The organism is Mycobacterium decipiens (assembly GCF_963853665.1).
Taxonomy (GTDB): domain Bacteria; phylum Actinomycetota; class Actinomycetes; order Mycobacteriales; family Mycobacteriaceae; genus Mycobacterium; species Mycobacterium decipiens.
This window is the reverse complement of record NZ_OY970459.1, coordinates 3,893,264-3,905,377: the sequence shown is the minus strand read 5'-3', so window position 1 is coordinate 3,905,377 and position 12,114 is coordinate 3,893,264. Positions and strand designations below refer to the sequence as shown.

The window sequence follows — 12,114 nt, the reverse complement described above, 5'->3', positions numbered from 1 at the left end:
GCGATTCGCCAGAAAGACGGGGTAACCGGCTCTAGCTGGCATCCCGAACGGTCGGTAGCACGTGCAGGGTGACCGGCCAGCGCGCCGGCGCGGGGCCGAATGCCGATCGCGCATTGCGGACCATCTTGCGGCCCACCAGCCGGTTGCCGATGGCGCCGATGATCGCGCCGATGCCGACCGGCAACAGCTTGCCGAACATCAGCGCGCCGCGCTTCAGCGCGAATCTCTTGACGAAGTACTTCAGCATTCGCGAGTTCAGGTTCGAGATCGCCGGCAGCGGCAGCGAGGCCATGCTCTCCGACACCCAGCCGCCGCTGGTGCGGCCCGGACCGAGCACTTCGGCCACCGCATTCTTACTGTTGTCGCCCACCAGCACCGCTAGGACCAGGGCACGGCGGCGTTCCCGGTGGTCAAGAGGAATGCCGTATACCGAGGCCAGCGCCAGCACGAACAGCGCCGTGGTCTCGAGGAACACCGCAACTTCTGCGGCCGCCGCGGACCACGCGGCCAAGGTGCCGATCCCGGGGAGGGTCGCGGTCGCCCCCACCGCCGCTCCGCTGGCTGTCACGACCGACAGCAACCGCTTCTCCAGCTTGGCGACGATCTCGGCGGGGCCCGCACCCGGGTGGGAGCGGCGCAGACGGGCCACATAGGCTTCCGCGGCCGGGCCCTGTAGCCGCGAACTACGTTCGATGACCTGTGCCAATGCCCGCGTGGACGCTTTGGGCCGCCCAGTGGTCCCGGCCAGCTGCGGGTCGGGCTCAGCTCCATCCGGGGACCTGATCCACGGCCTGGTTCGTCGAGCGCTCATGTTCTCTCCTGCGAAAGGCGTCCCTTCAGGCTAACGCCCGTTCAACGATCGCCGACCGCCCATATGTTTCGGTAGCGCGCGGCCGATCGCTTCAAGCGGAATAATGCGGCTTGGACATTGGTGACGATGCGGGTCGCCCTGGCGCACGCCATGGCTCGCGCGACCCGGCACCACCGTCGGGAAGCCAAACGAGGTGCGCGTATGACCACGGCGACAAGCCGAGTGGCCGGGAGCGGCTACGCCGGAAACCCTTGGACCGCGCTATGGGTGCTGATGATCGGCTTCTTCATGATCATGCTCGACTCGACCATTGTGGCCATCGCGAACCCGACCATCATGACCCAGCTGCATATCGGCTACGCCACCGTGGTCTGGGTGACCAGCGCCTATCTGCTGGGTTATGTGGTGCCCATGCTGGTGGCCGGCCGACTTGGTGACCGGTTCGGCCCGAGAAACCTCTACCTGATTGGCCTGGCGGTGTTCACCGTTGCGTCGTTGTGGTGCGGTTTGTCGAGCAGTGCCGGCATGCTGATCGCCGCCCGAGTGCTGCAGGGGGTGGGTGCCGGAGTGCTCACCCCGCAAACCTTGTCGACCATAACCCGGATCTTCCCGGCTCATCGCCGTGGTGCTGCGATGGGCGCGTGGGGCACGATCGCCGGTGTCGGCAGCCTGGTGGGGCCGTTGGTCGGCGGGGCGCTGGTCGACAGCCTGGGCTGGGAGTGGATCTTCTTCGTCAACCTTCCGGTCGGCGTCGTCGGCCTGGTATTGGCGGCTTATCTGATTCCCGCGCTGCCGACCCATGCGCACCAGTTCGACTGGTTCGGCGTTGCGTTGTCCGGGGCGGGCATGTTTCTGGTTGTCTTCGGACTGCAGCAGGGCCAGTCCGCCAAGTGGGAGCCGTGGATCTGGGCGGTGATCGTCGCCGGCATCGGATTTATGTCGCTGTTCATCTACTGGCAGGCTCGAAACACCCGCGAGCCGCTGATCCCGCTGGGAGTCTTCAGCTACCGGAACTTCAGCCTGTCCAATTTCGGCGTGGCGATCACCGCCTTCACAGCGACCGGGATGATGCTGCCGGTGACGTTCTACGCGCAGGCGGTGTGTGGGCTGTCGCCGACCCGTACGGCCGTGCTGCTCGCGCCGACGGCGATCGTCAGCGGTGTGCTGGCCCCGTTCGTCGGCATGATCGTTGACAGGTCCCATCCGCTGCCCGTGCTCGGTTTCGGCTTCTCGGTGCTGGCGATCTCACTGACGTGGCTTTTGATCGAGATGACTCCGGACACGCCGATCTGGCGGCTGGTGTTGCCGTTAATCGTGCTGGGCGTCGCGATGGCGTTCTTGTGGTCACCGCTGACCGCCACCGCCACTCGGAACCTGCCGCCGCGCCTGGCCGGCGCCAGCTCCGGCGTGTTCAACGCCATCCGGCAGCTGGGGGCTGTGCTCGGAAGCGCGAGCATGGCCGCGTTCATGACGTCACGGATCGCCGCCGAGATGCCGACGATGCGGGGTGAGGTGGACGCCCCCACCGCGGCCACCGGGGCGGACGCACCCGTCTTGCTCCTGCCCGAGTTTGTTCGTGAACCATTCGCGGCCGCGATGTCGCAGTCGATGCTGCTGCCCGCTTTCATCGCACTGTTCGGGATCGTTGCCGCGTTGTTCTTGGTGGACATCACCGGTTCGGCGACTACTCGGCAGCCCCTGCCCGAGGCCGATGGCGACCCCGCCGACGACGGCTACGACGACGATGACTATGTCGAGTACATCCTTCGCCGGGAACCGGAGGACGGCGGCGACACCCAGCCGAGACCGGGACGAGTTCACCAACCGCTCCCACTGTCCGCCGCAGCTTGGCGCGGCGATCCGGCCGTTTCGCAGCATCGCCTACCCGCCGATGTCGCGCCGAAAGCCGAACCGATCCGCTTCGCCGACAACGGTTTCCGGTTCATCCAAGAGCAGCGGGCGCGCAACAAGCACGATCTCGCGGATCCGCACGACCGCGGCGGCTAATGGGCGGCATTCGTCGAGTGGCGACTGCCGCGAGCTTCGCGCTGTGCGCCGGCCTCGTCGACGGCGTTAGCCCGTCGTCGTCAGCGCGAGGAACGCGCCCAAGTCCACCAGGCCGTCGGGTGTGGCAGGCAGATACTGGGTCAGCAGCTCCGAGCGCACCATCACGGCGGCATACTGTGCCCGGCTCACCGCGACGTTGAGCCGATTCCGGTTGAGCAGGAACGAGATTCCGCGTGGCACATCATCGGCGGACGAGGCGGTCATCGAGATGAAGACCACCGGCGCCTGCCCGCCCTGGAACTTGTCGACGGTGCCTACCCGCACCCCGTCGACTCCGCCCAGTCCGGCGGACGCCAACCGCTGACGGACCAGCGCCACCTGCGCGTTGTACGGCGCCAGCACCAGCACGTCGGACGCGGCCAACGGCCGGGTGCCGTGCTCATCGGTCCACGACGAGCCGAGCAGCTGCTGGATCTCGGCAACGATCCGCTCACCCTCTTCTGGACTTTCGATCGAATTTCCGTGGTGGTGAACGCCAAGCACCTGCACGCCCGGTGGGTACCCAGCCAGGCGGCGAGCGGCCGTGCGCTCGGTGTGGGAGCGCAGTCTGCCCTCGTAGGACAGCGTCGACACGGCCGCGCACACCGCCGGGTGCATCCGGTAGGAGCGGTCCAGGAAGTAGCCACGTTCGTCGGGCAGCGTCCGTTGTCCGTCGACCAGCCAATCCAGTGCGGAGGTGTCGACGGGTGCGGGATGTGTGCCCTGACTCACCTGCGGCAACTGCTGTGGGTCGCCAAGCAACAACAGGTTTGCCGCCGCCGGCGCCACGGCAATGGTATTGGCCAGGCAGAACTGGCCGGCCTCGTCGATCACCAGCAGGTCCAGGCTGGCGGGGGGCATTCGATTGGCATTGGCGAAATCCCAAGCCGTCCCACCGATCACGCAGCCCGCGGTGTTGCCGATGAAGGCGGCGTACTGGTTCCCGTCGATCGCTTGCCAGCGCCCGGCGCCGTGGTCATGCGGCTTCTTGGCGACCCGTCCCGGATCCAGGCCGGCGGTGATCAGGCAGTCCAACAGGTTCTCCACCGTGGCATGTGATTGCGCGACAACGCCGACACGCCAGGCATGGTTGGTGACCAACTGTCCAATCACGCGAGCGGCGGTGTAGGTCTTGCCGGTCCCCGGCGGACCGTGCACCGCCAGATAGGAGGAGTCCAAGTCCAGCACGGCCGCGGCGATGTCGGTGACCGGGTCACTGCCGCGGGGCAATGGGGTGCCGCTGCGCGTGCGAGGTGGCCGGCGCAGCAGCAGGTCCATCACCGCGGTGCGGGGCAGTTGCGGCAAGCCGGAAGCCACGGCGGTGGCCGTCGATTCGATCGATTCCCGCAGGGCTGTGGTGGGCACCGGCGGCCCAGGAGCGAGCGCGAACGGGAGCTGCTGAAATGTGTTGCCGTCGCTGCCGGTTCGCTCGACGATGACCACTTCGGTGGGCAGAATGGGATCGTCGGTCTCGACAATGTGGGCGTGGCCGGCGGCCCGACGGTCGGGATCGTCGCTCATGCCCGGCGGAGCCGGGGGTTCGTAGAGGGCGAACACGTGCGCCTTGAGGTCACCACGCGCCAGTTCACCGGTAAGCCGGACCCGCCGCTGCGGCTTGCGCGCGCGCGGCGGCGTATGCCACTCGACGGCGATCGACGCGCTGCTGGCAAGGAAAACGTCGCTGCTGTCCGACCATTCGTCGATGGGATAGTTCAGCCGGTCGAAGTGCACCCACCAGAACGGTTTGTCCTCACGCCGATGGTAGCCGCGGGCGGCGGCTACCAAGGCGACTGCGGTCTGTTGCGGTGTGCGCTGTCCGGCGGCGATGTCGCCGGTGAAGGCCGACAAAGCTGAAGCCAGTGAGTCGCCGTCGTCGATGGGGTTGCCGTCCGGAACCGGCTGGGCGCCAACGGGTGTAACGCCGGCTTCCCAAGCGCGTATCAGCAGCCAGTCGCGTAGCGCGCGGGTAGACCGGCAGTCGTAGTGGTTGTAGTCCTCGATCTCCTTGAGCACAGTTGCCGCCTCATCGGCACGGCCGGCGGCGCGCAGTTCGCAGTATCGGGCATAGGAGTTGATGGAGTCGGCGGCGGTGGTTACCTCGCCGGAGCGCAGCTGTGTCCCCATGTACAGTGGCTCGAGCGCTTTCAAACTGAACGAGTCGGTACCCACCCGAATGCTCTTGCGCACCAGTGGATACAAGTCGACCAGAACCCCGTTGCGTAGCAAATCATCGACGTCGCCCTCGCCGATGCCGTAGCGTCCGGCCAGTCGCAGCAGTGTGGTCTTCTCGTAGGGCGCGTAGTGGTAGATGTGCATGTTGGGGTGGCGCCTGCGACGCCTGGCGACCATCGTCAGGAAGTCGGCCAGTGCCTTGCGTTCGTCTACTCGGTTGTGCGCCCAAAGTGCGCGGAATGCTCCCGCGCGTCCAGCTTCCAGCACACCGAACAGGTACTCCAGGCCCCATTGTTCGCCGTTGGCGGTCCACAGCGGGTCACCTTCGAAGTCGAAGAACAAGTCACCGGGGTTCGGCTCCGGCAGCAGCGTCAGCGGCTGCGGGTCGACGATCTCGAACTGTGGTGTGCCGGTATCGCGTTGGCGGATTTGTAGTTTGGCTTGCGCGGTCAGCTTGCCCAGCGCGCCCGTGGTCAGGCCCGGAACCGGCCCGCTGCGGCCGGCCAGTTCCGCGATCGTGGTGATGCCGGCGTCAAGTAGCTTGTCTCGTTGGCGCAGTCGCATCCCGCCAACGAGCAGCAGGTCGTCGCTGGAACGCAACTGCTCGGTGCATTGCGGGCAGTAAAAGCACGCCCGCACCCGTTCGTCATCCCAGCGCACTGCGGTGCCCGCAGCGTAGTGGTCGTCGAGCAACCGCTGCACAAGCGCGCGCTGGGACCGGTAAACCGGGATGAGGTCGCCAATGCGGTAGCGCAGCAACGTACCGTCGCCGAGTGCGAGTTCGGCCTCCGGAGCCACCGGCACGCCCGAGTGAACCAGCGTGTCGGCGTAGGCCGCCAGTTGCAGCAGCGCGGTCACGGTCGGCGAGCGGGCCAGTTTGGTGTCGGCGACCCGATACCGTTCGCCATCGCGGATCAGGAAGTCGGCGAACCCGACGAAGCGGCCGTCGAACATGGCAGCCTGGTACACCACCGGGGCGCGCTGGGTGATGGCACGTCGCGTCGCTTCGGCGGCGGCCGCCAACCCGGCGAGCGTGTATGCGGGACGCCCAATGACGGCGACCGCGTCGCCGAACTCGTCGCGCAGTTGATCGAGTCGGCGACGTTCATGCGCGTCACCGAGAACGGCGGCTCGCGCCAGCAGTTCGTCGACCACCGCGACGGCCGGGCTCCGACCGAGTTTCGCGTCAAACTCTCGGAGCAGCGCGTACTGGCACCGGGCGGCGGCGGCGAGATCCGAAGCGCTGTAGACGACGCTGTCTCCGGTGACGAACACAGCAGCAACTGTAGGTGAGACGTCCGACAGTCACGTCGAGCTTGCTGGCCCGCCGGTCAGGCGTCCAGCATCGACGGACCGAACCAGTGGCAGACCAGCAGCGCGAATTCCACGTCGAGCCGATTCTCGTCGATGGCGCGGCCACGCCGTTCGACCGCGCGCTGTACGCGGTACTTCACCGAATTGAAGTGCAGCTGGCGCTGTTCGGCTGCGGCTTGCAGCTACCGCCCGCGCCCAGGAATACACGCAGCGTTTCGCGCAACCTCGCGTCGTTGTCGGTATCGAACCAGACGATCAGCGCGAGGTGGGTTCTCCGCAGCGATAGCGGATTGCCGCGGTCATTGCGTCCACGTCGGTGTCGCCGCCCGCGAGAATCTCGGTGACTCGCACGGCCCTCATCCGGTCAACCGAGCGAACTGCAACGCGGACCTGGCCAGCGACCGGTCTCGGTTGGGCACCGGCGCGGGATACGTGGTCGATGGCGGACTCACCGCCAGCCCGTTCTGAAACCTCGGCTGGGCACTATCGTCGACGACACCGCGTGGGACCGATGCAACATCGCGATGGCGCGCCAATGGGCCACCTGCGGACCGCCTTGGCGTCAGCCGCCGGTGGTGTTACTGATCAGCTCGACGCCGCTGCCGTTCCATCGGAACTTGACCGAGCTGTGCAAACCGTTGATACCGCTGGGATATGTCAACGCCACCGTGTCGCCGGTGCACTGCGACGTGTCGACGCCGTTGAACCCATAGGTGTCGGGCACCCCCTGCGGTATGTACTTGCCGAGATGGAACATCACCGCGCGGGTTGTCGGATTGTCTACGTTCGTGTTGGCCTTGATGATCACGGCGGACAGCTGCGCACACTCGTTGTAGTTGCCGGCCAGCGGTTCTGGGTTCCAGGGCTGCTCACTGCGCGGATCGCGAGGCAGTTCGGATACGACTTTCGCGATGGTGGGCGAGGCAAGATTGACCGCACACGGGTCGGCCGCCGGGGTGCTGCTGGGTGGGGCGGCGGTCCCGGGCGCTGGGCTCGGTTCACCGCTCGGTGCCCCGGTGTTGGTGGTTGGCGTGGTTGTCGGGGCCTCCGGTGTTTTGGCGACGGTGGAGTCACCCGAACCGCAGCCGGTCAACGTCGCCGCGACCAATGCAACCGCCATGCCGGTTCGCGGCGCGGCAGGGCGAGGTAGCGACCACACACCGCGTACGGTACCGTCATCGGCCTCGCGGGTCCGGCAGGCGTGGCCGCATGGTCATCACTTGTCTGGTGGTGATCCGCCGCGCCCGGCTGAGCCGGGCTCGCGATCACCACTAAACTCAATTGCCTGATGGCCCTCCCGGAAAACTCGCCCGTGGCACCTGCTGCCACCTTTGCCGACCTACAGATTCCCGCCCGCGTCTTGCGGGCGATCGGCGACGTCGGATATGAGACGCCGACGGCCATCCAGGCCGCTACCATCCCGGCGCTGATGGCAGGTTCCGACGTGGTGGGGCTTGCGCAGACCGGCACCGGTAAGACGGCGGCGTTCGCGATTCCGATGCTGTCCAAGATCGACATCACCAGCAAGGTGACCCAGGCGCTGGTGCTGGCGCCCACCCGTGAACTGGCCCTGCAGGTGGCCGAGGCATTCAGCCGCTACGGTGCCCATCTGCGGGGGCTCAACGTGCTGCCGATCTACGGTGGATCGTCCTACGCCGTGCAATTGGCCGGGCTGAGACGTGGCGCACACGTGGTGGTCGGCACCCCCGGTCGGGTTATTGACCACCTCGAACGCGGAACCTTGGATCTGTCCCGGGTGGACTATCTGGTGCTCGACGAGGCCGACGAAATGCTCACCATGGGTTTCGCCGAAGACGTTGAACGGATCCTTTCCGACACCCCGGAGTACCGGCAGGTCGCCCTGTTTTCGGCGACCATGCCGCCGGCGATCCGCAAGCTCACGGCCAAGTATCTGCACGATCCGTTCGAAGTCACATCCGAGGCGAAAACCGCTACAGCCGAAAACATTTCGCAGCGATATATACAGGTGGCGCGCAAGATGGACGCGCTCACCAGGGTTCTCGAAGTCGAGCCGTTCGAGGCGATGATCGTCTTCGTCCGCACCAAACAGGCAACCGAGGAGGTTGCCGAAAAGCTGCGTGCCCGAGGCTTTTCCGCGGCCGCCATCAACGGCGACGTCCCGCAGGCGCAGCGGGAGCGGACCATCGCGGCCTTGCGGGAGGGCGGCATCGACATCCTGGTCGCTACCGATGTGGCAGCGCGAGGGCTGGACGTGGAGCGGATATCGCATGTGCTCAATTACGACATTCCGCACGACACCGAGTCCTACGTACACCGGATCGGGCGCACCGGCAGGGCCGGGCGTGCCGGAGCCGCGCTGTTGTTCGTCTCGCCGCGGGAGCGTCACCTGCTCAAGGCGATCGAAAAGGCCACGCGGCAAACGATCACCGAGGCCGAATTACCCACCGTCGAGGACGTTAACGCCCAGCGGGTAGCGAAATTCTGCGATTCCATTACCAATGCACTGGGCGGTCCGGGAATCGACTTGTTCCGCAGGCTGGTCGAGGACTACCAACGCGAGCACGATGTCCCGATGGCCGACATCGCCGCGGCGCTGGCCGTGCAGTCCCGCGACGGCGAGGCGTTCCTGATGGCACCCGAGCCTCCGCCCCAGCGGCGCGAGCGGCGCAACCGCGACCAGCGTCGCGACGGTCCGGAAAAACCCGCAAAGCCAGCGCGAAGGCCGGACTTGACTACCTACCGCATCGCCGTCGGCAAGCGGCACAAGATCGGTCCGGGTGCGATCGTCGGCGCCATAGCCAACGAGGGAGGGTTGCACCGCAGCGACTTCGGTCAGATCACCATCGGAGGAGACTTCTCGCTAGTGGAACTGCCGACCAAGCTGCCCCGTGCGACGCTTAACAAGCTTGCACAGACCCGTATCTCGGGTGTCCTGATCAACCTCCAGCCGGAACGGCCACCCGACAAGGGGCGCCGCCACAACGGCGGCAAGGCGCGCCGAAAAATCGTCGGATGACCCTGTCCGAGGAAAGAGACGCCCAAGGCGGACTCGAGCAGATCTCCCACGTGGACCGGGTTGCCTCGCTGACCGGTATCCGTGCGGTGGCCGCACTGCTCGTTGTCGGCACCCACGCGGCTTACACCACCGGCAAATACACCCACGGCTACTGGGGACTGATGTCGTCGCGCATGGAGATCGGCGTTCCCATCTTTTTCGTGCTGTCGGGGTTCCTGTTGTTCCGCCCCTGGGTTAAGTCCGCCGCAACCGGCAGCCCCCCGCCGTCGTTGAGCCGCTACGCCTGGCACCGGGTCCGGCGCATCATGCCCGCCTACCTCGTCACCGTGGTGCTGGCTTACCTCCTCTACCACTTCCGCACGGCGGGGCCCAACCCCGGGCACACCTGGGTTGGGCTGCTGCGCAACCTCACCTTGACGCAGATCTATACCGACGGCTACCTGGGATCGTTCCTGCATCAGGGTCTGACCCAGATGTGGAGTCTCGCGGTGGAGGTCGCCTTCTACGTAGCGCTACCGCTGCTGTCATACCTACTGCTGGTGCTCGTTTGCCGGCGGCGATGGCAGCCCAGGTTGCTGCTGGCCACCATGGCGGGGCTGACGATGATCAGCCCGGCATGGTTGATCCTGGTGCACGACGTGTCCTGGATACCCGACGGCGCTCGGCTGTGGCTACCGACCTATCTGGCTTGGTTCGTCGGCGGCATGATCCTGACTGTGCTGCAGGCGATGGGTGTGCGCTGCTACGCGTTCGCGGCCGTACCTTTGGCGATCATCTGTTACCTGATCGTCTCCACCCCGATCGCGGGCGCGCCCACGACGTCGCCCACAGCGGTGGGGGAGGCGCTGGTCAAGACGGGCTTCTACGCGGTGATCGCCGCGCTGGCGGTGGCACCGTTGGCCCTGGGTAACCGGGGGTGGTATGCCCGGGTGTTGGCCAGCCGGCCGATGGTGTTTCTGGGTGAGATCTCCTACGAGATCTTCCTCATCCATCTGGTGACGATGGAGATCGTCATGGTGGATGTGCTCGGGTATCGGGTCTACACCAGCTCGATGCTGAACCTGTTTCTCGCAACGCTGGTGCTGACGATCCCACTGGCTTGGTTGTTGCACCGTTTTACCCGCATCAGGGCTGACTAGGTGGCTGGGGCGCCATGGTTCCCGCTGAAGACGGCGGAGTAGAGCCCACGACCACTCGACATCCTCGCCTCACCATGGCGGCGGTCGGCCTCGCGGTTTTCATGTTGCTGCTCGACATGACCATCGTTTCGGCCGCCCTTGCCAACATTCAGGCATCCCTCGACGCGGAACTCAGCGGACTGCAGTGGGTGGTAGATGCCTATGCGCTGCCCATGGCGGGGCTGCTCCTCACGGCGGCCACCCTGGGGGACCGGCTCGGTCGGCGCCGTCTCTATCTGGCCGGAATGACGGTGTTCACGCTCGCTTCTGCCGGCTGCGCGCTCGCCCGCAGCATCGAGATGCTGAACCTGTGCCGGGCGCTCCAGGGTGCCGGTGGGGCGGTATTGCTCGGCGTCTCACTGCCGATGGTGGCGGCGGCCTTTCCCGAACACCGCAGCAGAGGCGTAGCGATCGCGATCTACGGTGCCGTGATGGGCGGCGGCGCCGCGGTCGGGCCGTTGCTTGGCGGAGCGCTGGTCGGGGCCTTCGGCTGGGAATCGATCTTTTTGATCAACATCCCGATCGGGTTGGTCGCTGTGGGGATCGCGGCCGGGTTCGTCCCGGAAACCCGTGCCGCGCAAGACCGCCCAGTCGATCTTCTCGGCGCGGCGCTGTTGTCGGCGGCGTTGCTCGCGGGTGTGTACGTGTTGATCGAGGGCAACCGTCTCGGCTGGAACGCCACGGTGATCGTGGTCCTCGCGGTGTCCTCCGTGTTCGGCCTGCTGGTGTTCGGGTGGTGGGAGTCGCGGGTGACGGCTCCGATGCTCGACCTGCGGGTGGTGCGTCGACCGGGATTTGCCGGGGTATCGCTGGCGGCGTTCGCTGCGGCCGGAACACTGATCGCCTCGACCAACTATCTGGCGCTGTATTTCATGAATACCCTGGGATACAGCCCATTTCAGGCTGGCCTGCGAGCCCTTCCACTGACCATCGCGTGCGTGCTGGGGGCGCCGCTGGCCATCGCCGCGGCGCGCTATTTCCCGACCTGGATGTCGGTGCCAGGTGGCGTGGTCCTGATCGCCGTCGGGCTCTGGCTGATGACCGGGGTCACCGAGCACACCCAGTGGACCCATTTCATCGGCGGCTCCGTTGTGGCCGGCCTGGGTTTGGGTGGCCTATTCGCGTTGACATCCGACATCGCATTGCAATTCGTGCCGGTTGCCGACGCCGGAATGGCGACCGGTGCGTTGAGCACCGTACGCCAGGTCGGCATCCTGGCCGGAGTTGCTGGCCTGGGGGCCCTGTTCAGCCGGCACGCGGCCAACGGCGCCGCCGATGGGCTCGCCGGACTGCGCGGTGTCGGCCAGGGCCCGGTTGGCGAACTAGTCGACAGGTTGTCCGCCGGCGCGGGTCTGCGGGTCCTCGAATTCCTGTCCGACGAATTGCGGCCCGCGCTACCGATAATTGCGCGGGTGGCTCGGCGGGCGAGCGCCGACGGAATGCAGGCCGCCTTGCTGGCCGCCGCGATCGCCGCGACCCTCGCCGCGATCGCCTCGGGCGTGCTGATCGCCGTCGGAGCGCACGGCCAACGCGAGTCCAGCGACGATCGGGTATGACCGGTCGCGAATGACGAATTGTTGACCGCCCGTCCGGGT

General features: G+C 66.5%; 7 protein-coding genes and 1 pseudogene. 4 read left to right on the top strand and 4 right to left on the bottom strand.

Going from position 1 to position 12,114, the window contains the following annotated elements:
- Positions 1–31: 31 nt before the first annotated feature.
- Positions 32–811: a hypothetical protein gene (locus AADZ55_RS17205; RefSeq protein ID WP_085326916.1), complete on the bottom strand. Its 780-nt coding sequence runs from the start codon at positions 809–811 to the stop codon at positions 32–34.
- A gap of 150 nt (positions 812–961) precedes the next feature.
- On the opposite strand from AADZ55_RS17205, the gene AADZ55_RS17200 reads away from it, so the two are divergent.
- The gene (locus AADZ55_RS17200; protein ID WP_119185073.1) at positions 962–2,818 is read left to right on the top strand and encodes an MFS transporter; all 1,857 of its coding nucleotides are present in this window, start codon (positions 962–964) and stop codon (positions 2,816–2,818) included.
- 66 nt (positions 2,819–2,884) lie between these two features.
- Here the strand turns inward: AADZ55_RS17200 and AADZ55_RS17195 are convergent, their stop codons facing one another.
- The 3 genes and pseudogenes from AADZ55_RS17195 to AADZ55_RS17185 all read right to left on the bottom strand — a co-directional run bounded on the left by AADZ55_RS17195 (position 2,885) and on the right by AADZ55_RS17185 (position 7,463).
- Complete coding sequence (locus AADZ55_RS17195) at positions 2,885–6,304, bottom strand: TM0106 family RecB-like putative nuclease (protein WP_085326915.1); 3,420 nt, start codon at positions 6,302–6,304, stop codon at positions 2,885–2,887.
- A gap of 56 nt (positions 6,305–6,360) precedes the next feature.
- Positions 6,361–6,587, bottom strand: a pseudogene (locus tag AADZ55_RS17190) (helix-turn-helix domain-containing protein); the annotation flags it as partial.
- Between the two features lie 318 nt (positions 6,588–6,905).
- Complete coding sequence (locus tag AADZ55_RS17185) at positions 6,906–7,463, bottom strand: LppP/LprE family lipoprotein (RefSeq protein ID WP_085326914.1); 558 nt, start codon at positions 7,461–7,463, stop codon at positions 6,906–6,908.
- Positions 7,464–7,631: 168 nt separating this feature from the next.
- Here AADZ55_RS17185 and AADZ55_RS17180 point away from each other — a divergent pair, with 168 nt between their 5' ends.
- From AADZ55_RS17180 to AADZ55_RS17170, 3 genes are read left to right on the top strand one after another with little or no spacing between them, the layout of a single operon-like run.
- Complete coding sequence (locus AADZ55_RS17180) at positions 7,632–9,341, top strand: DEAD/DEAH box helicase (protein WP_085326913.1); 1,710 nt, start codon at positions 7,632–7,634, stop codon at positions 9,339–9,341.
- Entirely contained in the window at positions 9,338–10,480 is a 1,143-nt protein-coding gene (locus tag AADZ55_RS17175; RefSeq protein ID WP_085326912.1) for an acyltransferase family protein, read from the top strand. Before AADZ55_RS17180 ends, AADZ55_RS17175 begins: the two co-directional genes overlap by 4 nt.
- A 14-nt stretch (positions 10,481–10,494) precedes the next feature.
- Positions 10,495–12,075 carry an MFS transporter gene (locus AADZ55_RS17170; RefSeq protein WP_085326911.1) on the top strand — a complete coding sequence of 527 codons (1,581 nt, stop codon included), beginning with the start codon at positions 10,495–10,497 and terminating at the stop codon, positions 12,073–12,075.
- Positions 12,076–12,114: the final 39 nt, after the last annotated feature.

What these genes read in the sequence shown, in the direction of transcription:
- AADZ55_RS17200 (WP_119185073.1), top strand. Translation starts at nt 962, where the DNA reads ATGGCTCGCGCGACCCGGCACCACCGTCGGGAAGCCAAACGAGGTGCG.
- AADZ55_RS17170 (WP_085326911.1), top strand. Translation starts at nt 10,495, where the DNA reads ATGGTTCCCGCTGAAGACGGCGGAGTAGAGCCCACGACCACTCGACAT.
- AADZ55_RS17175 (WP_085326912.1), top strand. Translation starts at nt 9,338, where the DNA reads ATGACCCTGTCCGAGGAAAGAGACGCCCAAGGCGGACTCGAGCAGATC.
- AADZ55_RS17185 (WP_085326914.1), bottom strand. Translation starts at nt 7,463, where the DNA reads ATGGCGGTTGCATTGGTCGCGGCGACGTTGACCGGCTGCGGTTCGGGT.
- AADZ55_RS17205 (WP_085326916.1), bottom strand. Translation starts at nt 811, where the DNA reads ATGAGCGCTCGACGAACCAGGCCGTGGATCAGGTCCCCGGATGGAGCT.
- AADZ55_RS17180 (WP_085326913.1), top strand. Translation starts at nt 7,632, where the DNA reads ATGGCCCTCCCGGAAAACTCGCCCGTGGCACCTGCTGCCACCTTTGCC.